We start from the raw sequence: 19212 nt of genomic DNA on the forward strand, positions 1-19212 counted from the left end.
CATGAGCGACGCCGGCACACCCGCAGAGTACGACGCCCACGCCTATCGGGCGTATTTCGAAACCGAGTTCACCTATCTCAACGGTTTTCGACGCAACGTCCATCGCTACGCCGACCGCGTCGCGATGATCGACCCGGTCACCGGGGTGCAGTGGACCTACGCCGAGTTGGGCGACCGGGTGGACCGCATCGCCACCGCGTTGGCCGCGGCCGGGGTGCACCCCGGGGATGTTGTTGCCTACCAACTGTTCAACGGCCCGGAGTTCGCGCAGCTCTATCTCGCAACCCAGGCGGCCGGGGCGGTCGGGTCGCCGCTGAACTATCGTCTCGCGGCCGGTGAAACCGCCACCATCATCGACATCAGCAGGCCCCGTGTCTTCATCTACGACGCGGACCTGTCGCCCATGGTGGCCGACGCCCTCCAGCGGGCCGCGCACGTACCGGAACTGCTGGTGGCAGTCGGTCCGGGGGAGCCGGTCGCCGGGCACACCTCGATCAGGTTCGACGACCTCACCACCGGACCCGCCGCCCCGCCGACCGTCACCCGCGGCGTCTTCGATGAGACCTCCCGTCTCTACACGTCCGGTACCACCGGCATGCCAAAAGCCGTGCCGCTCAACAGTGCCATCGAGATCTTCAGCGCACACGACGTCATCATGCATTTCCCGCTGGCACCGGAAGATCGCACGCTCAACATGACACCCTGGTTCCATCGCGGCGGATTATATTGTGCAGGACCGAATCCGACGTTCTACCTCGGTTCATCGCTGGTGCCGCAACGCACATTCGATGCCGATCTCACTCTCGATCGCGTCGAGGAGTTCGGGTTGACCTTCCTCATCGGGGCACCCACCAACCTCGGGATGCTCGCGAAGGCACAGCAGGACCGACCTCGAGACCTGTCGTCCCTGCGTGGCATCGTCACGATGGGCGCACCGCTGGAACGAGACGCGGCACTGCTCTACCAGCGGGTGCTCACACCCCGGATCTTCAACGGCTACGGCAGCACCGAAGGTTTCTGGAACACCTTTCTGCGTCCGACCGACCTGCCGGCGATGGCGGGGACGGCCGGTCGGGCCTGTATCGACGACGACGTCGCCGTGGTGAAGATCCTCGATGACGGCTCACTCGCCGGTCCGGATCAGACCGTCGCACGCGACGGCTCCGAGGTCGGGGAAATCATCGTGCGGTCGCCGAAAAGTGCGATGGCCTACTACAAATCGCCCGAGCAGGAAGCGGCGAAGTATTCGGGCAGTTGGCTGCACATCGGTGACCTGGCGACCTGGGACAAAAATGAGTTCGTCACCATCGTCGGGCGCAAAGACGACATGCTGATCTCCGGTGGCGAGAACGTCCACCCCGTGCAGATCGAAGAGGCGCTGAACGGCCACCCCGGCGTCACGGATTGTCTTGTGGTCGGGGTACCGGATGACCGTTGGGGCCAGGTCGTGGTTGCCTACGTGGTCACATCCGATCCGGCACTCGGCGCAGACGAACTCGACCGGTACTGTCGCGACCACCCCATGTTGTCGACCTTCAAACGTCCTCGCGCTTACCGACTCGTCGACACCCTGCCACTGTCGGCAACCGGCAAGAAGCTTCACTACAAAGCGGCTGAGACCGCGCGTACCGACATGGCCGACGGCCACTTTCACCGCCCGACGCCCGAAACACAAGGAGCCGGATCTTGAGTACCAAAAAAGCACCGACCTTCGACCGCACCGACCTCCTGGGCCTGGATCTGTCGTACTCCGACGACGAACTTGCCGTCCGTGACAGCGTCCGAGGCTTCCTGAACGAGCACGTCGCGCCGAACATCGCCGAATGGTTTGAGCAAGGCGGCATTCCACATGCGCGTGAACTCTTCAAAGAGTTCGGATCACTCGGTGTCCTCGGAATGCATCTCGAGGGTTATGGCTGTGGCGGATCGACCTCCGTCCACTACGGGTTGGCGAGTCTTGAACTGGAAGCCTGTGACTCCGGTATCCGATCGATGGTGTCGGTGCAGGGATCCCTGGCGATGTTCTCGATCTGGAACAACGGAAGCGAAGAGCAGAAGCAGCAGTGGTTGCCGCAGATGGCCGAAGGCAACATCATCGGCTGCTTCGGACTGACCGAACCGGATGCCGGATCGGATCCGTCTGCGATGAAGACCCGGGCACGTAAGGACGGTTCTGACTGGATCCTGGACGGCAGCAAGATGTGGATCACCAACTCGCCGATCGCCGACGTGGCGGTGGTGTGGGCCCAGACCGACGATGGGCAGGGGGAGAGCGGAATACGTGGTTTCATCGTGCCGACCGATACTCCGGGTGTGAGTACCCCCGAGATCAAACACAAACTGTCACTGCGCGCCTCGGCCACCGGGGAGATCGTTCTCGACAACGTCCGTCTACCCGAATCGGCATTGATGCCCAGCACAGATCTGCGTGGCGGTCGAGGCGTCAAGGCCCCGCTCAGCAGCCTCACCGAGGCCCGCTACGGCATCATCTGGGGGTCGATCGGCGCAGCACGATCAGCTTTTGAGGCCGCACTGGACTATTCGACACAGCGCACGCAGTTCGGCAGGCCGATCGCCGGATTCCAGATGACCCAGGGCAAGCTCGCCGACATGGCCGTCGAACTGCACAAAGGCCAGCTCCTGGCCCTGCACCTGGGCCGTCTCAAGGACAGCGTCGGCCTGCGTCCCGATCAGGTCAGCTTCGGCAAACTCAACAACACCCGCGAGGCCATCAAGATCTGCCGCACGGCACGAACGATACTGGGCGGCAATGGCATATCCCTCGAATATCCGGTCATCAGGCACATGGTGAACCTCGAATCGGTGCTCACCTATGAGGGCACCCCCGAGATGCACCAGCTGGTCCTCGGACAGGCCCTCACCGGTCAGAACGCATTCCGTTGACACGCGGCGAAGGAGTACCGACATGAGCGCACTGACACACGACGTCGAACACCTGGACTTCCGTGCTGCCGTCGCCGGATTCGTGGCCGAGCGCATCGTCCCCGCCCACGAGAAGTGGGAGGACGACAAGATGCTGGACCGCTCCCTGTTCACGGATGCGGGTAAGCAAGGGTTACTGGGGTTCACGGTCGCCGAAGAGTATGGCGGTCCCGGCGTCGACGACTTCCGGTACAACGCGATAGTCATCGATGAGACGGCCCGCACCGGGGCCGCCTCCGAAGCGATCGCGTTCTCCCTGCAGAACGATGTGGTGCTGCCGTACCTCACCGACATGACCACCCCCGAGCAGAAGGCGGAGTGGCTGCCCGGGGTCGTCACCGGCGACACCGTGCTGGGCATCGCCATGACCGAGCCGGGTACCGGCAGTGATCTGACCGGTATCAGCACCTCGGCTGTACGCGACGGCGACCACTACGTTGTGAACGGCGCGAAGACATTCATCTCGAACGGGCAGAACGGAAACCTGTTCGTCGTCGCCGTACGCACATCTCCGGATCGTCACAAGGGGTTGTCGTTGCTCGTCGTCGACGCCGAGACCCCGGGATTCACGCGTGGCCGTAATCTCGACAAGATCGGGTTACACGCCCAGGACACTTCCGAACTCGCCTTCACGGATATGCGTGTGCCGGCGGCGAGCCTGCTCGGTGAAGAGGGGCAGGGTTTCTACCAACTGGTGCACAACCTTCCGCAGGAGCGGCTGTCACTCGCGGTGGGTGCGGTCGCGGCGGCGGAGGGTGTGTTCGCCCGAACTCTCGAGTACGTGCGCGAGCGGTCCGCGTTCGGCCGGCCGGTCTCCGGGTTCCAGAACACCCAGTTCGTCATGGCCGAACTGTCGACCGAGATCGACATCGCCCGAACCTATCTCGACGATTGCATCGCCGCGCACGCGAAGGGGGAGCTGAGCGCCACCCGCGCGGCGAAACTCAAGTGGTGGACCACCGAATTGCAGGTGCGTACCGCGGACCGCTGCCTGCAGCTGCACGGCGGTTACGGCTACATGCGGGAGTACCCGGTGGCACGGGCTTTTGTCGATGCCCGGATTCAGACCATCTACGGCGGCACCACCGAGATCATGAAGACGATCATCGCCAAAGATCTGCAGATGTGACGATCCGCTACGGTGATGAATCAATGTTCATCGAGTGGAAGAGGAGGACCGCATGGCCAAGTCAGACGCGCAGTTGACCGTCGACGAGGCAGTCCGTGCGGTACGGGTCTCCTCCCGGCGGCGTCAGGTGCTCGATGCGGCGGTGACCGTCATGCAGCGCACCGGCTTTCACCAGATGTCCATGCAGGCACTGGCCGATGAGGCCGAGGTGAGCGTCGGCCTGATCTACAAGTACTTCGGCAACAAAGAAGACATCCTGCTGGCCACGATCGTCGACATCCTGGAGACGTTCCGCGACCAGCTCAAGCCCGCGATGGACAGTGCCGGTGACGACCCGGTCGACCGGCTGGTAGCCGGATTCGCTCGCTACACAACCATCGTCGACGAGAATCGCGATGCGGTGATCCTCACGTATCGCGAGAGTCGAACCCTGGATGCTGCCGGTCGCGAGCAGATCAAGGACCTAGAGGTCGAGACCTCCGCACCGATGCGCGGTGCCATCGAGGCCGGCATCGAACTCGGGTTGATGAAGCCCGTCGATGTCGACCTGGTGGTCTTCGATCTGATGATGCTGGCGCATGGCTGGGCTCTCAAGCACTGGCATTTCGCTCCGAAGTTCACGGTGGACAGCTACATCCGGGCTCAGCTGCACCATGAGCTGTCCGCGCTGATCGTCCCTGCGGTGCTCGACGCCTATCTGGAGAAACTCGCCGCCTCTGATCGCGACTGACGTGCCAGAGTGCACACGGGTGCTCCGCTTTTAGGCCTTGTCTTGTGACGAGTCGGGATCAAGGGCATCTTTCACCTTGCCCATGAGACCCTTTTCGGTACCGAGTGCCGCCGATTTCGGCGTCCCAAGTGAGCCGTCGTAGGTGGCGTAGAGCTTGGGATCCGGTGCCGGCGCTTGGCCTTTGCCGCCCAGTGGCTGCGGATCCGTGAGAATCCCCATGCTGCGCCTACCGTCCGGGGCCACCCGGTTCGCCCAGCCACCTTCGGCCGAGTGCACACCGTCGGAGAGATGCCAGAGGTTCTCGGCGTGTTCGGAGTACTCCTCGTCCAGCAACGCGTTCGGTGCGATGGTCTCCTCGAGACCGTCGGCCTTGAGTTCTTCGATCCCGGCGAGCCAGAGGTTTTGATGGTGGGTGTCTCGGGCAAGGTTGAACTTCAACATGTTCTTCACGCCGGGGTCGTCGGTCATGTGGTACAGGCGAGCTGTCTGCAAACGGCCCTGGGCCTCCGCGGTGACGTTCGCACGAAAGTCTGCAAGGAGATTGCCGCTGGCGATGATGTAGCGGCCGTTCCACGGGACCCCGTTGCTGTCGGCGAGGAGGGCACCTCCGCCGGCAACAATGGCCTGCTGCGGATCCATTCCACCGAGCACAGCCGCGGTCACCGGATCTCCACCGGCGGCCTTGCTCGACTCGGTTGCCGGTGCGCCCTCCAGAAGTCGGGCCACCATCGTTGCGATCATCTCGACGTGACCGATCTCTTCGGTCGCGATGTCCATGATCATGTCTTTGTACTTGCCGGGCATCCTGCAGTTCCATCCTTGGAACAGATACTGCATGGTGACGGTCATTTCACCGAACGCGCCGCCGAGTAGCTCCTGTAGCTTTCGGGCGTAGACGGGGTCGGGAGTCTCCGGCTTGACATCGAATTGCAGGTAGTCGGTGTGACGAAACATATTGGAATCCAGTCGTTTATAGACATCGCAGGTGTTCGACCTTCCGTGGCAGGGCGCCGCAAGGTGACAACTGGCGAAACAAGCGAGACAAACGCGGTGGAAAAGGTTGCATCGCAATTTGTTTCAACAACTGGTGATGCGGCGACACCATGGGTGTCTGCGTGCGGAGAGTCTTGTCATCCCAGATCACCGGCACCGAGTTCGAACCGTAATCTGCCGTACATCTGGCAATCGGAACAGCTGAATGCACCGTGCCACCCCGGTGTCTTCGGGATGGCGTAGCCGGTTCATGCAGGTCTGGTCAGGCCCTGCACGCCGATTGCGTCGGTTACGAGGCGGCGGCTCGCCGGGCCACCTCGGCCGCAAGCAGCCATCGCCTCATCGATGCTGCGGTGCATATTCAGCGACTCGCCCAGTCCCAGCGCCGTGATAGGGCGGGCTGTCGCGCGGCCGGCAGCCACCACGGCAAATCGGCCGCCCGCAGTCTCGGTTCGTCGGCGTCCGTAGTCGAGGGCGGTGAGGCCGGCGGCGCCGAGGAAGTCGGTCATCGTCATGTCGATGACCAGGCTTTTCGCGCCCGAGGCGAGGGCTTCGTCGATGGTCTCGCTCAGCTGAGCGCCCGTCATCAAGTCGAGGTCGCCCCGCACACTCAGAACAAAAAGGTCGTGGCAAGGGATCGTGGAAATGGAGAATTGGCCACACGCGGACGCAGCCACGCTGGAGTATTCGGCAAATTTGGATTCTGACTTCACAATCGCTCCCTGAACACAATTGGGAAACGTTGGCATGAGGGGACTGCCGACGCAGAGCATGGCTAGTCATTTAACCTGGACCAATAGTCGCAGTCATCGACCGGCTTTGCAACCCCATCGGCCGTCCCGCCGCGCGCTGCGCTCTGTTGCTGGTCCGAAAGGGGATGGGGTGTAGAGCAATTCGACGTAAGGGGCATCGGCGGGAACGGCCAGAGCCTGCGCGTCGTTTCAGGGTACTTGCGGGGACAGTGTCGACATCGAGCGCCGATCCGGGCCGAATGCCAGGCCGGCCCCGGTCGGTTTCGCCCCGTCAGCTTCGATGGGTCGAGGGATCGTCACCGCGGGCGACCACGGGGTGGGGACGCGTCGGTGCGATACCGCGCACGGCCTCCCAGGCGTAGCCGAGACGAACCAGTGTGCGGTCGGACGAATTGTCCTGCAACAGTGGCGGCAGGTGGTCTTCTTCATCCCGGACGTCTTCACGCAGTAGTCGGGTGATCTCGTCGAACACGGTGTGGTGAGGCACGCAATCGACGTCAAGCGTCTCGAGCTCGGTGAAGAGTTCGTTGATCTGCTGGTGCTCTTGTTCGATTTCGAGGGTGAGGTCTTCGCCGTCGGGAACGCGGCGGCGGATGTATGGCCACAAGATCGCTTCCTCGGCGAACGCATGAGGGAAAACCAGGCGGCACAACGAATTCAGCAATTCTTCCCGTTGGTGTCCATGTGCGGTATCGAGCGATAGCAGAAGACGGTCGACTTCGATGTGATCACGCTTCTGTCTGACCAGTACGCTGTGCACACCCGCAAGTTGTTGTTCGGTTTGATCAACAATGGATTGACGCATGGTGGCTCCTTCCGGGTTCCACCACGCTGTACCCAATTCCCTTCAGAAGATGCGCGTCCTGCACAGCATCGGCCCGTTGGCCACCCGTCTCGTGCGTATACTGACCGGCGAGTCGGTGGAAGAAGCCGCCGTGAGCGTTGGATAGAACGGTGGGTTGGATGGACGCCGAAGTGCACACGACCATTGCCGAACTGGTGCGAGACATGCACAAACTGTCGTCGGCGCAGGACAACATCGATACACTGATCGGTTCGATCTCATCAGGCGCGGTCACACACGTGCCGGGGGCTCAATTCGCAGGCGTCCTGTTGGTCAAGAAGAAGAATGAGTTCGAATCGCTCGGTGTCACGGATCCGGTGGTGGAGCAGCTCGATCAGATTCAGAAGCAGGTCGGAGAGGGTCCATGCCTTGAAGCCGCGTGGGAGCAGCCGACGGTGTGGATGAACAATTTCTGCGACGAGCAGCGCTTTCCCGCGTTCGCCGCACGGGCGATCAGCGAAACTGCCGTCAGATCGAGCCTGTCATTTCAGTTGTTCACCCATGAAGGTGCGATGGGAGCGCTGAACCTGTTCTCCGAGGAGGTGAACGCGTTCACCAGGGAGTCCGAAGAGCTGGGTTTCGTCTACGCCACCCACGCCGCCCTGGCCCTGTTCCGGGCGCGCCAGGAAATACAGTTCAACAGTGCACTGGCGAGTCGCGACATCATCGGGCAGGCCAAGGGCATGATCATGGAGCGGTTTTCCGTCGATGCGGTGCAGGCCTTCGAACTGTTACGCAAGCTGTCTCAGGACAGCAATGTGCCGCTTGCAGAGGTGGCGCGGAAACTGGTGGAGACCGGATAGTCGCCTCGAGCGAGCCTCTCCTTCTTCTATCTGGTGAACAGATCGATGGTCTTGCGCGTCAGAAAGCGACGCGGGAGCCCTTTGACGCCGTCGGCAGAGAGTGCGGCTCGCCCCGCGTTACGTCCGCACGCACCGTGCACTCCACCGCCGGGATGGGCCGAGGCGCTTCCGAGATACAAGCGCTCCACAGGCGTCTCCGCCCGTCCCAGTCCTGGCGTCGGCCGGAAGATCAACTGTTGATGCAGCTGGGACGTGCCGCCGTTGACGGCGCCGGCGTGAAGGTTGGCGTCGGCGGCCGTCAAGTCGGCCGGGGTCTGTACGTGTCGGCCGACGAGCAGGTCCCCGAATCCCGGAGCGTGAGCCTCCATCACCGCGTCCATCCGCGCAGCGAGTTGCAGTGCGGCGGAATCATCGTCAATGCCTCTCGGCAGATGCGAATAGGCCCAGGCACTTTCGGTCCCGGCTGGTGATCGTGTCGGGTCGGCGGTTGTCATCTGCCCGACGAGCAAGAACGGATGTGCGGGGACCACCCCGGTGTTGATGTCGGTCATCCAACGCATCAAACCGTGCCTGTCTGCTCCGACGTGGACGGTTCCGGCCCGGCCCAGGTTCTTCGAGTTCCACGGAATGGGCTCGCGCACCGCGTAATTCACCTTGACGACCGGTGCATCCCATTCGAAGTTCTCCAGGTCGTCGAGGACCCGTACGGGGACATCGCCCTTGGGCAGAAGATTCTTGTAGAGGTTCGGCGCGGACGTGTTCGCGATGATGGCCCGTGTGGCCTTCCATGACGTCCCGTCGGCTGTCCGCACTGCGCGAGCTCGGCCGGAGTTGGTCTCGATGCCGGTGACCGGAGAATTGCACACTATCTGCACTCCCACCGATTCGCACCGCCGCACCAGCGCCTCCGTCAGCGCACCCGCCCCGCCGACCGGGACCGGAAAGCCGGTGTCCTGGGCAAGCATGGTCAGCAGGTAGCCCATGACTCCGCTGCCCGGCGCGTCGAGCGGCACGTCGGCGTGCATCGCGTTGCCGAGCATCGGCAAACGCGCACGTTCAGTGTGAAACAACTCGGTGACCATCCGATTTGCCGGCAGCAGCAGAAACCGCGCGAGCCGGGTCGAATCACCGATACCCAGCCTGCGGAGGATCGACAGGGGGCCGCGCAGGGGCGGAAACGGGCCGAACAACGTCTCGAGTAGTGCCGGTTTCAACAATTGCCACTGCTCGGTCAGCGCCAGCCATGTGCGCCCGTCCCGTTCGTCGTACCGGGCGAACTGCGCAGCGTTCTCGGCGGGGTCCCGGTGGATGATCACCGCGTTGTCGTCGTCGGGGTGACTGGGATGCCCGTACGGATCCGGTGCGTGACTCCACCGGAGACCGTGCGACTCGAGATCGAGTTCGCGAAACGCCGGTGACACTGCTGCCAGTGGGTGAAACGCGCTGAACAGGTCGCTCTCGTAGCCAGACGTCAGTTCCGCGCTCCGTACCGCCCCTCCCGGTTCGGGCTGGGCCTCGAGCACGGTGACATCCCATCCGGCGTCGGCGAGCGTGGCAGCGGCGACCAGGCCGTTATGGCCACCACCGATGACAACTGCGTCAGAGACCATCAGATGCCTCGGGACCGCAGCAGCAAGGAGTTGGTGTTCTGCATGTCTCTGGGTAGCCGGACACCGACCGCCTGAAACCTGCGGCAGGCGGAGTCCGCCGCGGCGGTTGGCAGAGCCGGATTCGATCGCTGACTCCTGGGTCAGGAGACCATCTGAACGATGATCCCGATCGCAGCGGCAAGAAAGAGGATCGCTATCAGGACCACAACGATGATCGTGGCCACTCCAGTCGGCGGGAAATGCCGCGAGGTGCGGGGTTCGGAAGCAGAGAGCCCGGACGTCTGCGCGGCCTCCGGTGGTGTGGCGCCGGGCTCGACCCCATGGGCGCCCTCCATCCCCGGCAGGTTCTCTGGATCCGTCCCGCGGTCATGCGTGTCACTCATGTGAATACTTTGGTGAGGCGCTGGTCTTCGTGGTCATGATCGGTGCTCCCGTCGTTGTACGCAAAAAATCGCGCCATCCGCTTCTCTGCAACGGGGTACCCAGAACGGGCGCATCGGAACCCCCACGCTGATCGGGGACGTGTTGCTTTTACGAGATACTGCGGATTATCCTTGTTGGACGGTTCACCACCCAGCCGCACAATCGACATTGGTCGTCATCCGGGCTTTCGAAATGTCGTGATCATTCTTTCCGGTTGTTCGAAACTCGGTTACCTCGCATACCCAGTATTTACTTTGTTCATCGACGGCAGATCTTTTATCTGCGCAACGACGAGCGAGTACGGGTGCTGCGGGCAGAGGAGTGGAAATGTTCTCTCGCAGAATCTTTGACAATGACAACGCTGGAGCTGCGGTTCCGGACGTGAGGATTTCGGACCAGGAGATCTGGGACGATCTCGGTGAGAAGCGCGGGTCAACGCTCGCACTGGTGGCGGCGTTCGCACTCGCGCTCGGTGGCGTGGTCTTGGTGGTCGGATTGGTGGTCAGTGCCGCGCTGACCGCGGTGTTGTGCGCTGTCATGGCCATATGTGTCGTCGGACTGGCCATGGTGATGGTGTGAGTACGCCCCGACTGTAGGCAGTAGATCCCGCGATGCTGTTGATGGCGGGGCGCTGCAACCCCTGACTTCTGCCGCTCGCGGCGTTTACCCCATTCGGTTGTGGGTACTTTTCGCGGCAGATGAGTTGTTCAAGAGAACTCGCGCCAGGGTGATGTACCAGAGGAGCGATTGATGCCCAGAAATACACCTATTCAGCGTGAAGTCGGAAAGATGCATGCCGCGGGCTGGGCTGGTTTTCTCTGCGTCCTGGCCACCGTCGCGTCTATTTGTGTGGCCCTGGTCTTCTGGGCCAATGGGTCGGCGATCGGAGCGATTATCGCCGCGGTTGCCGCGATCCTATTCGCTGGCGCCGTATTTGCTTTGTTCTCATCGAGCAGAAAAAAGGGCCGGAATTCGGTGTTACAAAGTCGGATGGCTCGACTTCGCCGCGCTCGCTATCGAAGTGCGTACCGGTCGTCAGACGACGAGTGACTAGTTCGGCCCGGCCCAGCCGATGGCATTCGATGGTGCCGATGGCCGGCAAAGTGGCATTCCCCAGGCCCGAGGGCCCGGGGGAACCGCCCGTTGGGGGGTCAGCCCACCACGCTGCTGTCATCCAGCTTCGGCGCCATCAATGCTGTGGCACAGGCAGGGCACATGGCCATGTCCGCGGTGATTGCCCATCCGCTGGTGTACCCGGCGTGAACCTCGGCGAGGTGGTCGGTGATGTACGGCATCTTCAGATTCCGCCCACAGGTGTCGCAACTCCAGCTCATGAATGCCCTTCTTCGGCGCCGGGGATCCCAGCGCGTCGGTACTCGAGGCGATAACGCCGCGAGCGTTGGTTGGCGGGCTGCGACTTCAACCGGACCGTATAGGGGTATATCCGGTAACGGCGTTCTTCAAACATCGCTCTGATGAGGGAGATGAACCAGGGCCCGGTCAGTGTCCCGGGGTTGCCACGGGGGCGGGCAACGATCTCTCCCCGGCAGTCATCAGCTGATCGCACAGCCCGATGCAAACGTCGTCGATGTCACGTCTTGGACCTTGAGCTGCGTCTTATGGATACCGACGAGAGAAAGGACGCCAGTCATGACAGAGATAGTGATACTCGGTGCCGGCTACGCAGGAATGACCACGGCCATCGGAGTCGCTCGGCGCGCCCGAGGACGTTCCTGGGCATCCGGTCCGACCCATGTCACCTTGGTGAACCCTCGCACGAGGTTCACCGAGCGGTTGCGCATGCATCAGGTGGCAGCCGGTGAGGAGCTCGAGTTCTATGACATCGAAGAGATGCTGGACGGAACCGGTATCGACTTCCGGTGTGGGTGGGTCGACGAGATCGATCCGGAAGGCCAGTCGGTACGGCTCGGCGACAGGTCCCGTATTCGCTACGACATCTTGGTCTGCGCGCTCGGTAGTGTCGCAGCCTCGGCGGTTCCGGGCGTGGCGCAACATGCGTACACCTTGGACGATGTCCAAAGTGCCGCAGGGCTTGCCGACCGAATCGAGCGCATCGTGGACGGTGGTGCAGTGGTGGTTGCAGGTGGCGGTTTGACCGGTGTCGAGGCCGCGGCCGAACTGGCCGAACAGCACCCCCACCTCGATGTGACATTGCTGAGCCGCCGGCCGCCGGCATCTCAGATGGGGCCGAGGGGCCAGGAATACGTGGCGGATTCCCTGGCTCGCCTCGGCGTGACCGTGCGCGATGGCGTCGATATCGCCAAAGTGTTGCCTGACGGCGTCGATCTCGTCGGCGGTGAGCAGGTGGCTGCCGATGCGGTGTTGTGGACCGCGGGCGTCAAAGCTCCGGACGTGGTGGCCACGGCAGGATTTTCCGTCGACGACGCCGGCCGGGTCGTGACCGACACGACGTTACGATCGCTGTCCCACCCGAACGTGTACGCGGTGGGCGACGTGGCGGCCATCCGCCAGAACTACGGCATCATCCACGGCACCTGTCAGAGCGGGATGCCGTCGGGAACACACGCCGCAGCCTCGATTGTCCGCGAGCTCAAAGGTAAAGAGCCCAAACCATTTCGGTTCGCGTACATGCATCAACCACTCAGCCTCGGCAGGTCCGATGCCGTTGTCCAGTTCACCCGGCCCGACGATTCGCCGAATCGCTATGTACTCACAGGTAGATCGGCCACCATGTACAAGGAGACGGTGAGTAGCAGTCCCTGGAAGGCATTCGGGGTGATGAAGAATTTCCCAGGCGCGATTCCGTGGCGACACGGGGGCCGTGCGACGACGGCGAGATGACGTGAGTAGTGGATGCGCAACAGATCTTTGACGACAACCGCGGCCTGCTGTTCTCAGCCGCCTACCGGGTCCTCGGCACCGCAGTAGATGCCGAGGACGCGGTGCAGGACACCTGGTTCAAATGGTCGCGGGTCGACATGGAACAGGTGGCCGAACCCAAGTCCTATCTTGTGCGGATGGTCTGCAATGTCGCCCTGGATCGTCTCCGCTCATCCCAACGTCGACGCGAGGTTTACGTCGGCCCGTGGTTGCCCGAGCCGATCCTGACCGAACTTGATCAAGCCGCTGATCAAGGTTCGCAGGCTGAATCGGTGTCGGTCGCGATGCTGGTGGTCCTGGAGAGCCTGAGCCCGTTGGAGCGGGCGATCTTTGTGCTCAAAGAGGTATTCGGCTTCAGCTACACCGAAATCGCCACCACGCTCGAGCGAACGGAAACTGCTGTGCGCCAGACAGGTCGGCGCGCCAGAGCGCACGTGCAGGCCCGCCGCCCACGGTTCGACGTGGGGCCACGCCACAGCCGCGACGTGGTCGATCGGTTTCTCGCCGCGGCCGGCGGTGGCGACATCAACGCATTGATGGAACTCCTCGCTCCAGAGGTGACCTTGTGGACAGACGGTGGAGGCAAGGTTCGACAGGCGCGGCGGCCGATCTCTGGCGCCACTGCGGTATCGGCCTGGCTGGCGGGGGTGTCGCAGCGACCCTACGAGGGCGTCGACATTGCCGACATGGCTTTCACCGTGACCGAGATCAATGGTGCCCTAGGGGTTTTGATCACCGGGGCCGCGCGGGTGATCGGCACCTTCACGTTCACGATGAACTCCGATGGTCAGATAGCGGAGATCCACAATGTTGCCAATCCCGCGAAACTGGGAGCTGTGCAGGGTGGTCGGAGACAGTCATTCGGAACTGACCTGCACTGACACAGGCGCAATGAGTTCATAAGGCCCGACGCGCGGTCGCTTTGTGAACGCACCGAGGTCCGGATGTCGTCAGATCCGTGGAGTGGAGACGGGGGCCAGGAGAAGTCCCTCCCAGGCGTCGATCGCGTCGGTCAGGTCCTCGGTAGTGGGGACGGTCCCGCTTCGCCCGAGGTTCGCGAGGTGCCGAACCATGCTTGTGAAGACGAGCTCCAGACGTAGATCGGCCACCGCAGGCGGCAGGTGCCCGACGGACGCCCGCAGTGACTCGGCGACAACGCGACCGCTTTCGTTGACCGAGGCGTCGATTGCCATGAAGTGTTCTCCGATCAGCCCGGCGGTCATCAGTTGGTCGAGGACGCCGACATATCTGTTGCCCTCACCAAGGGTGTTGGCGAGAGGCTGCACCGTCGCCCACAGCACTGCCCGGGTCGACGGTGCCTCCTCGGCGCGGTACAAGGTCGAAACGACGGCGTTGCGATCGGCGTTGATCGAGGGCAGTCGGTACTCGAAGATCGCCTGCAGGAGATCGGCTTTGGATCCGAAGTGGTAACTGATCGCCGAGGCGTTGTTTTGCCCGGCCGCCTGCCGAATATCGTTGAGGGACACCGCGTCATAGCCTCGTTCGGCGAACAACCGCTCAGCGCTCTCGATCAGACGTATTCTGGTGGCCTCTCCCGAGGCGTACCGCCCTTTGCTGTTTGCCACAGCGTCAAACCTAGCCTCGCGCCGGGCTGATTTGAAACCACTGCCTGCCTGTAGCAACTCGGCGCCGGCAAATCAATAGATGGACGCAAGTGAAATCTATACGGGGTCAAGTTAATGAGATCGCATTAGATTCACATTCGGATGGCATCGGCCATCACCGAACATCAGCGCGATTCAAGGAGATCCATGACGACTCTCGAGACCAAAACGTCACTGTCGGTGCACCCGATTTCGGGAATGATCGGTGCCGAGATCCACGGTGCAGCAGTCGGAAACCTTGATGGCGCGCAGGTGGAGTGGATCAAGGATGAGCTGTACCGGCACGGTGTGCTGTTCTTTCCCGCCCAGGGACTCGATCCCGATGTCCACACCGCATTCGCGAAACATTTCGGACCGATCGAACACCCCCACGTGCATCTTCAGAACCTCGGCGACGAAGGGTATCCGGAGATCTCGGTGATCTCCACCGAGAACGAGAACGCGTACCAGGCGAATCAGTGGCACACCGATGTGTCGTGGAAGCCGAGGCCTTCACGGTTCAGCGTTCTGCACATGCAGCAGCTGCCGGCGTTCGGCGGCGACACCATGTGGTCGAGTCAGATCGCCGCTTACGAGGCGCTGTCGGAACCCATCCGGCAGCTGCTTCTCGGCCTGAGCGCTTCGCACCGCTTTCCGAACACGCCCGCCCAGCCAACAGATATTCGTCATCCCGTGGTCATCCGCCACCCGCAGACCGGCAAGCTGTCGCTGTTCGTGAACAATCTGTTCACCCCGGACATCAACGGATTGTCGAAGTCCGAGAGCGATGCGATCATCAATCTCCTCAGAGCAGAGTCGATACGGCCCGAGTTCACGTGCCGCAGACGCTGGCAGGTCGGCGATATCGCGATCTGGGACAACCATTTTGTCCAGCACAACGCCATCTACGACTACGGCGACGGCAACCGGCGTATCCATCGCATCGAAGTGGCGCCCGAGGTGCCGATTCCCGCCGTCGGCTGAGCTGTCACCCCCGCACGGGTTCACGCCGATCGACTCCCTCTGTCCCTCTTGATCCTGAAAGACGTAAATCCATGCGCTCGTCTATTTCAACGGCTGCCGTCAGCCGACGCGGCTTCCTTCGTGGTGCCGGACTCACCGCCTTTGCGGTACTGGGTGCGGGGTCCCTGGCCGCGTGTTCCTCGGCGGTCGGTGAGCAGCGCGAAGCCGGTGATGCATCGGCGCAGCCGGTACGCGGCGGCAGCCTGAAAGTCGGAGTCACCGATGACATCAACCCGCCGCTGTTGTTGACGGGTGGAAGCCTGGCCGGAACCCTCATGTTGGGCTTGGTCTTCGAGACGTTGACCCGGTATCCCGTCGATTCCATCGAACCCCAGCCGCTGCTGGCGAAGTCCTGGGAGCAATCGGCGGATGGCTTGACGTACACCGTGCACTTGCGTGATGACGTCTATTTCCACAGCGGCAGACAGTTCACCGCGAAGGACGCCGAGTTCTCGTTGCGTACCTATACCGATCCCCGGTTCTCTGCCCAGCTCCGCAGCACTGCTGCGATCATCACCGGTTACGATACGAGTGATCCACAGACATTGGTTCTGACGCTCGCACACCCGGTCGGGAACCTGTTCGATGTCTTCGAACTTGCTCCGATCTTCGACAGCGAGACATTCGGTCAGCTGCAGAATGGTGAAACCTTCATCGGCACCGGACCGTTCGTGTTCACGTCGCGAAGTCCCAACAGTCAGATCACTTTCGAGCGCAACGCGAACTACCGGGTGCCCGATCGGCCGTACCTCGACCGTGTGGAAGCCCTGATCATCCCGGACGCGCAGGGCAGGCTCAGTGCACTCAAGTCGGGACGGATCGACTACGCCGGCGAGCTGGCCGGACGGGATGCACAAACCCTCCGCGACACAGACGGTTTCAACGTCACCGGGTTGGAGGGCGCGGAGACACAGTCGTATCTCGGAGTGAGCGTCACCGCGCCTGCGCTCGCTGATGTCCGTGTCCGGAAAGCACTGGCGTACGCGATTGATCGTGATCGCATCGTCACCGAAGTGCTCCGCGACTCGGGCTATGCCGTCAACCTGCCGTGGCCGAAACACTCGGTGGCGTACGACGAGGCGAAAAACAACACGTACACAAGAGATGTCGACAAGGCCAGGTCGCTGGTCGCCGAGGTGGGCCAACTGCCGACCATTCCGCTCACGTACCCCGGAGGGGGTGGCGACTTCGAGGCCATCGCGCAGATCGTGCAAGCAAATCTCGCCGACGTGGGAATCACGGTGGAACTCGATCCGATCGAACAATCGGTCTTCCTCAAGACGCTGATAGCTGCCGAGTTCCGCGGACTGTGGCTCTACGGCCACACATTTGCCCAATATGTTCCGTCCACTCTCACCGTCAGTGCATACCCGTTCAACGCTGCCCACAACGCATCTCGGTACTCATCACCCGAGTACACCGAAGCGGCAGGCGCTGCGTGGGAAACCCGTGACGGAGTCGACGGAACGGCGGTCGAACACTACGCGCAGATCAGTGATCTGCTGTTGCGCGACGTGTTCCTCGTCGAGATCGCGGTGCAGATCCCACAACCGACCGCCGCCACGAGGGTGCACGACGTGGCGTGGACCAAATCCAGGCAGACCCTGCTGACTGACGCCTACGTTGCCTGAGAGATCGGACGACACATGTTTCGCTATCTGATCGGACGCCTGCCCTCCGCGCTGGTGGTCCTGTTCCTGGCATCCTTACTGATTTTCTTCACCATGCGAATGGTGCCGGGTGATCCGGCTGTGGTGTTGGCCGGACCGGACGCCACCCCGGAGTCGATCGACTCGATCCGGCATTCACTCGGGCTCGACAAATCCATGGTTGCGCAATATTTTTCGTGGATCGGTGACGTTCTGACCTTCGATCTGGGGCGGTCGTATGTGCTCGGTGGTGAGATCGCTGATCTGGTACTCGCCGGTCTCGGGAACACGGCGGTCCTGGCCGGAACCGCGCTTCTCCTCGCGGTGATCATGAGTCTGGCATTGAGCATCGCAGTGGTCGCCTGGCCGAATCGATGGCTGACCGCGACGGTGAACAGCATCAACACTGTCTCTGTTGCTCTCCCGAACTTCGTCACGGGCGTGTTGCTCGTTTTGGTCTTCGCGGTGATCTTTCCGGTACTGCCGTCGGGTGGTGTTCCGCCAGAGGGATTCTGGGCGCAACCCGATATCACAGTGCAGTACCTGCTGATGCCCGCGGTGTGTCTGGCACTGCCGGTGGCCGCCTCCCTGACGAGGTTTCTGAGCGAGTCGTTGCGTACCGAGATGGGCCAGCAGTATGTGATCACCGCGCGCGCCGCCGGGGTGTCGCGGTGGAATCTGGTGACCCGCACAGCGCTACGCAACGCCGTACCGACCATCCTCACCGTCGTCGGCATTCAGACCGGTCATCTGTTGGGCGGTGCGGTGCTGGTGGAAGCGATCTTTGCCTGGCCGGGCATCGGTCAACTCATCGAGCAGGGCATCGGTCGGCGCGACTATCCGGTGGTGCAGGTGTTGCTGTTGCTGTCGGTCACGATCTTCGTGCTCATCCAGTTGCTCACCGACATCCTTCACGCCTACCTCGACCCACGGATCCGGATCGGAGGACAGGCATGAGCGTCATCGAAATAGAGCCCGGCATCGATGGACATACCGCCGATTCCGACAACAGCGATCGGCGTCGCAATCCGATGCTCGGCGCACTGCTGTCCGGTCAAGGACTCGTCGGCGTCATCATCCTGAGCGTGATCATTGCCGCCGGTGTGCTGGCGCCGTGGCTCACCTCGTTCTCGCCGAACGAACAGATCGAAGGCGCCAACCTGTTGGGGCCGAGTGCCGATCACTGGTTCGGCACCGACGAGGTGAATCGTGACGTGTTCACCCGAACTCTGTACGGCATCCGCACCAACGTGCTGATCATCGTGGTCGCGGTTCCGCTCGGCGCTGTTCTGGGTGCCCTGTTCGGACTGTTGTCGAGTCTGAACACGGTCGCCGACGTGGTCACGCAGCGAGTGTTCGATGTGATCCTTGCTTTCCCGCTGTTGATCCTGGCCATCACACTTGTCGCCATCACCGGACCGGGAGTGTGGCCGGTCGTGGCGGTGATCGTGGCGGCTGAGATCCCCATCTTCGGGCGGCTGCTGCGAACGACACTGTTGAAGGTGCGCGAGCTGCCATACGTGGAGGCGGCAGAAGTGATCGGCGCAGGCCGTTGGTGGGTGCTGCGTAAGCACGTTCTTCCCAATGCCGCAGAACCGTTGGGTGTGCAACTGGCACTGTCGATGTCGGCGGGTGTGTTCGCCGAAAGTGCGATGAGCTTCCTCGGCATCGGAGTGCGGCCACCAAACCCCTCGCTGGGATCGATCATCGCCGCATCGGTGCCGAACCTCGACGCCAACCCGGCCTATGCTGTTGGACCCCTGATCGTCGTGTCGGCGATGGTCCTGAGTTTCCTCCTCATCGCCCAGGGGTTGAACCATGCCCGCCGAATCTGACAGTAGCCAGTC

General features: G+C 62.3%; 19 protein-coding genes. 12 read left to right on the forward strand and 7 right to left on the reverse strand.

Annotated elements, in window-relative coordinates; translation table 11 throughout:
- Position 1 precedes the first annotated feature (1 nt).
- Genes AC1D75_RS21700 through AC1D75_RS21715 form a run of 4 tightly spaced genes read left to right on the forward strand, consistent with a single transcriptional unit; the run spans position 2 to position 4802 of the window.
- The gene (locus AC1D75_RS21700) at positions 2-1690 is read left to right on the forward strand and encodes a class I adenylate-forming enzyme family protein (protein WP_495517383.1); all 1689 of its coding nucleotides are present in this window, start codon (positions 2-4) and stop codon (positions 1688-1690) included.
- A complete protein-coding gene (locus AC1D75_RS21705) occupies positions 1687-2904 on the forward strand; it encodes an acyl-CoA dehydrogenase family protein (RefSeq protein ID WP_495517384.1) in 1218 nt (405 codons plus the stop codon). Before AC1D75_RS21700 ends, AC1D75_RS21705 begins: the two co-directional genes overlap by 4 nt.
- Before the next feature lie 22 nt (positions 2905-2926).
- On the forward strand, positions 2927-4072 hold the full coding sequence (locus AC1D75_RS21710; RefSeq protein ID WP_495517385.1) for an acyl-CoA dehydrogenase family protein: 1146 nt from the start codon (positions 2927-2929) through the stop codon (positions 4070-4072).
- Between the two features lie 52 nt (positions 4073-4124).
- A complete protein-coding gene (locus AC1D75_RS21715; RefSeq protein ID WP_495517386.1) occupies positions 4125-4802 on the forward strand; it encodes a TetR/AcrR family transcriptional regulator in 678 nt (225 codons plus the stop codon).
- A 30-nt stretch (positions 4803-4832) separates the two neighbouring features.
- Here the strand turns inward: AC1D75_RS21715 and AC1D75_RS21720 are convergent, their stop codons facing one another.
- From AC1D75_RS21720 to AC1D75_RS21730, 3 genes are all read right to left on the reverse strand, one after another.
- Complete coding sequence (locus AC1D75_RS21720) at positions 4833-5756, reverse strand: manganese catalase (protein WP_495517387.1); 924 nt, start codon at positions 5754-5756, stop codon at positions 4833-4835.
- A 287-nt stretch (positions 5757-6043) separates the two neighbouring features.
- On the reverse strand, positions 6044-6568 hold the full coding sequence (locus AC1D75_RS21725; protein ID WP_495517388.1) for an STAS domain-containing protein: 525 nt from the start codon (positions 6566-6568) through the stop codon (positions 6044-6046).
- 250 nt (positions 6569-6818) lie between these two features.
- Positions 6819-7352, reverse strand: a complete 534-nt coding sequence (locus AC1D75_RS21730; protein ID WP_495517389.1) for a hemerythrin domain-containing protein — start codon at positions 7350-7352, stop codon at positions 6819-6821.
- 158 nt (positions 7353-7510) lie between these two features.
- Here AC1D75_RS21730 and AC1D75_RS21735 point away from each other — a divergent pair, with 158 nt between their 5' ends.
- Entirely contained in the window at positions 7511-8194 is a 684-nt protein-coding gene (locus tag AC1D75_RS21735; RefSeq protein WP_495517390.1) for a GAF and ANTAR domain-containing protein, read from the forward strand.
- A gap of 26 nt (positions 8195-8220) precedes the next feature.
- On the opposite strand, the gene AC1D75_RS21740 is transcribed toward AC1D75_RS21735, so the two are convergent.
- Both AC1D75_RS21740 and AC1D75_RS21745 read right to left on the reverse strand, forming a co-directional pair.
- A complete protein-coding gene (locus AC1D75_RS21740) occupies positions 8221-9804 on the reverse strand; it encodes a phytoene desaturase family protein (RefSeq protein WP_495517391.1) in 1584 nt (527 codons plus the stop codon).
- Positions 9805-9944: 140 nt separating this feature from the next.
- Positions 9945-10187: a DUF6480 family protein gene (locus AC1D75_RS21745; protein WP_495517392.1), complete on the reverse strand. Its 243-nt coding sequence runs from the start codon at positions 10185-10187 to the stop codon at positions 9945-9947.
- 367 nt (positions 10188-10554) lie between these two features.
- Between AC1D75_RS21745 and AC1D75_RS21750 the strand changes: the two genes are divergently transcribed.
- The gene (locus AC1D75_RS21750; protein ID WP_495517393.1) at positions 10555-10806 is read left to right on the forward strand and encodes a hypothetical protein; all 252 of its coding nucleotides are present in this window, start codon (positions 10555-10557) and stop codon (positions 10804-10806) included.
- 572 nt (positions 10807-11378) lie between these two features.
- On the opposite strand, the gene AC1D75_RS21755 is transcribed toward AC1D75_RS21750, so the two are convergent.
- A complete protein-coding gene (locus AC1D75_RS21755; RefSeq protein WP_495517394.1) occupies positions 11379-11561 on the reverse strand; it encodes a hypothetical protein in 183 nt (60 codons plus the stop codon).
- Between the two features lie 316 nt (positions 11562-11877).
- Here AC1D75_RS21755 and AC1D75_RS21760 point away from each other — a divergent pair, with 316 nt between their 5' ends.
- Both AC1D75_RS21760 and sigJ read left to right on the forward strand, forming a co-directional pair.
- Positions 11878-13050: an NAD(P)/FAD-dependent oxidoreductase gene (locus AC1D75_RS21760; RefSeq protein WP_495517395.1), complete on the forward strand. Its 1173-nt coding sequence runs from the start codon at positions 11878-11880 to the stop codon at positions 13048-13050.
- 8 nt (positions 13051-13058) lie between these two features.
- Positions 13059-13970, forward strand: a complete 912-nt coding sequence (gene sigJ, locus AC1D75_RS21765; RefSeq protein ID WP_495517396.1) for an RNA polymerase sigma factor SigJ — start codon at positions 13059-13061, stop codon at positions 13968-13970.
- 69 nt (positions 13971-14039) lie between these two features.
- Here sigJ and AC1D75_RS21770 read toward each other — a convergent pair whose 3' ends face one another.
- Positions 14040-14675 (reverse strand): TetR/AcrR family transcriptional regulator, encoded by a 636-nt coding sequence (locus AC1D75_RS21770; RefSeq protein ID WP_495517397.1) that lies wholly within the window; start codon positions 14673-14675, stop codon positions 14040-14042.
- A gap of 186 nt (positions 14676-14861) precedes the next feature.
- On the opposite strand from AC1D75_RS21770, the gene AC1D75_RS21775 reads away from it, so the two are divergent.
- The 4 genes from AC1D75_RS21775 (at position 14862) to AC1D75_RS21790 (ending at position 19200) form a co-directional block, all read left to right on the forward strand.
- Positions 14862-15677, forward strand: a complete 816-nt coding sequence (locus tag AC1D75_RS21775; protein WP_495517398.1) for a TauD/TfdA dioxygenase family protein — start codon at positions 14862-14864, stop codon at positions 15675-15677.
- Between the two features lie 71 nt (positions 15678-15748).
- Positions 15749-17347 carry an ABC transporter substrate-binding protein gene (locus tag AC1D75_RS21780; protein ID WP_495517399.1) on the forward strand — a complete coding sequence of 533 codons (1599 nt, stop codon included), beginning with the start codon at positions 15749-15751 and terminating at the stop codon, positions 17345-17347.
- Positions 17348-17362: 15 nt separating this feature from the next.
- Positions 17363-18322: an ABC transporter permease gene (locus AC1D75_RS21785; protein WP_495517400.1), complete on the forward strand. Its 960-nt coding sequence runs from the start codon at positions 17363-17365 to the stop codon at positions 18320-18322.
- Positions 18319-19200, forward strand: coding sequence for an ABC transporter permease (locus AC1D75_RS21790; RefSeq protein WP_495517401.1), 882 nt, complete (start codon positions 18319-18321; stop codon positions 19198-19200). The genes AC1D75_RS21785 and AC1D75_RS21790 overlap by 4 nt, the downstream gene beginning before the upstream one ends.
- The last annotated feature ends 12 nt before the right edge of the window (positions 19201-19212 follow it).

It is taken from the genome of Williamsia sp. Y712 (genome assembly GCF_059445525.1).